This window comes from Streptococcus mitis (genome assembly GCF_009496205.1).
GTDB lineage: Bacteria > Bacillota > Bacilli > Lactobacillales > Streptococcaceae > Streptococcus > Streptococcus mitis_BN.
The window spans coordinates 1-2,342 of sequence record NZ_WIJO01000099.1 but is presented as its reverse complement, the minus strand read 5'-3'; the positions used below and the strand labels follow the sequence as shown (position 1 = coordinate 2,342).

4 protein-coding genes are annotated in these 2,342 nt (G+C 35.6%); 3 read left to right on the top strand and 1 reads right to left on the bottom strand.

The window, feature by feature from the left end; all coding sequences use genetic code 11:
- A partial coding sequence (locus GEZ85_RS10040; protein ID WP_194251554.1) for a transposase family protein occupies window positions 1–250 on the bottom strand: 250 nt, incomplete at its 3' end.
- Between the two features lie 305 nt (window positions 251–555).
- Here GEZ85_RS10040 and GEZ85_RS10035 point away from each other — a divergent pair.
- The 3 genes from GEZ85_RS10035 to GEZ85_RS10025 all read left to right on the top strand — a co-directional run bounded on the left by GEZ85_RS10035 (window position 556) and on the right by GEZ85_RS10025 (window position 2,137).
- Entirely contained in the window at window positions 556–1,008 is a 453-nt protein-coding gene (locus tag GEZ85_RS10035; protein ID WP_153210204.1) for an NUDIX hydrolase, read from the top strand.
- Between the two features lie 58 nt (window positions 1,009–1,066).
- Window positions 1,067–1,366 (top strand): DUF1827 family protein, encoded by a 300-nt coding sequence (locus GEZ85_RS10030; protein ID WP_000767189.1) that lies wholly within the window; start codon window positions 1,067–1,069, stop codon window positions 1,364–1,366.
- 135 nt (window positions 1,367–1,501) lie between these two features.
- Window positions 1,502–2,137 (top strand): GNAT family N-acetyltransferase, encoded by a 636-nt coding sequence (locus GEZ85_RS10025; protein WP_153210203.1) that lies wholly within the window; start codon window positions 1,502–1,504, stop codon window positions 2,135–2,137.
- Window positions 2,138–2,342 lie beyond the last annotated feature (205 nt).

Sequence of the window (2,342 nt, the reverse complement as noted above, 5' to 3'; positions counted from 1 at the left end):
GATAGCACTTAAAACGGCGTTTTTTAAGGAGAATTCTAGTAGGCATACCAGTTGTTTCGAGGTAAGGGATCTTAGACGGTTTTTGAAAGTCATATTTCTTCATTTGACTTCCACAATCAGGACAAGAAGGGGCCTCATAATCCAGTCTAGCGATGATTTCTTTGTGGGTATCCCTATTGATGATATCTATAATTTGGATATTTGGGTCTTTGATATCGAGTAGTTTTGTGATAAAATGTAATTGTTCCATATGAATTTTTCTAATGATGGTTTGGTCGCTTTTCATTATAGATATTATGGGACTTTTTTTCTACAATAAAATAGGCTCCATAATATCCATAGGGGATTTACCCACTACAAATATTATAGAGCCAAAAAGACAAACATTAAAACGATGTTTGTCTTCAATCTGAAACAACGGATTTGCCGTTGTTTTTTTGGAGATAAGGGACTATTGTCCCAGACTCTTTTTACTAAAATAACTATAAGTTCTTGACAGCTCGGCCTTTGTCCATTAAGATAATAATAAAGATAATAGATAATGAGGAAAATGCAATGGCAAACCCAACTTTCGGAGAAAAGAAAACAAATACAGACTACGTTTCACGCTATGGCGTATATGCAGTTATCCCTGATGCTGAACAAAAACAAATTGTTCTTGTTCAAGCACCTAATGGCGCTTGGTTCTTACCTGGTGGTGAAATTGAAGCAGGTGAAAATCATCAAGAAGCCCTAAAACGTGAATTGATTGAAGAGCTTGGCTTCACAGCTGAAATTGGTGCCTATTACGGACAAGCTGACGAATATTTCTACTCTCGTCATCGTGACACCTACTACTACAACCCTGCCTACCTCTATGAAGCGACTTCTTTCAAAGAAGTGCAAAAGCCACTAGAAGACTTTAATCATATTGCCTGGTTCCCTATTGACGAGGCTATTGAAAATCTCAAACGTGGTAGCCATAAATGGGCCATCCAATCTTGGAAAAAACAGCATAAGATTGACTAAATCAAGCTACTTTATTTAAAAAGTGCTATAATAGAATTAGAAAATCGGAGGAAATGTTATGAAGCTTATCAATACGACAAACTCACACTCGCAACTTGTAAAAAGCCAGCTAGAAAGTACAGATGCAACCCTTGTTGAGGTTTATTCTGCAGGTAATACAGATGTTATTTTTACCCAAGCTCCGCTTCACTATGAAATCCTCATCTCAAACAAACACCGCGCTATCCGCGAACCTGAAATCGAAGCTATTCAAGAATTTTTCTTGAAACGTAAAATTGATAAGGACTCTATTGATGAAGCCAATATCAAAACCCTCTATTCAGAAAAATTAATTGGAATTTCGATTCCAACCAAATAAAAAATTGGAGAGTTTAAAAAGCTTTTTGGACCTTATAGTAGAAAACGAGGTTCTAACTTGCTTTTTGGATCATCTCCAATTTTTTATCTTGAAATCTTATCATACAAGATTTTATAGATAATTAAGGAGACAAACATGGGAGGCATCATATATAGAGAGGTAAGAATTGAAGAAAGCGAAAAAATTGGAAAATTATTGGCCAAGTCTTTTCTTGACTATCCCTTTTTAACGATTATAACTGATGATTTAAAGAAACCTGACTCCTATCCTGCTTTTGTAGAAACATTGCAAATTCTGCTTACTAGAGTCTATATTAAAAAAGGAAACTGTTTAGTTGCGGAACAAGATGGAGAATTACTTGCAGTTGCCCTTTTGCAACAAAAGGATTTCTGTATACTATCCTATCTACGAAATGGTGGGACAAACATTTTTCGCTACATTCGACCACGAAATCTTTTTAAATACTTTGACTTTGTAAAACGTTCCAAAAAGCACTTAGAACAAGCAGGAGAGTTTGATTGGTATTTGATGGCTTTAGCTGTCAATACAGCAAGTAAGGGACAGGGAATAGGCAGTACTTTTCTGACACAAGGGATTGAACCCTATGTCAAATCAAAAGGCTGTAAACACTTAGGTTTCATTACCAGCACAGCTAGAAATGCCTCATTCTACGAAAAAAACGATTATGTCCTACTAGACTTTATGGAGATAGAATACGGTTCAAGATCAATTGGTAACTGGGCATTTTTAAAAACAATAAATAAATCGTAACCGCCCAGCAATTAGTTAAGATTAGCAAAACAAAGATAATTCATATTTATAAAGAACCTAAGACAAAATAGTTCTCGACCACAAAAAAGCTAGAGATTTCCAATTGCGGAACTCTAGCTTTTTAATTTTGAGTCGTTCTCTTATTGTATTTGAGGAGGTTATTGGCCATAAGTACCAACCCTATGTCAATTCTCACTTGACGCTT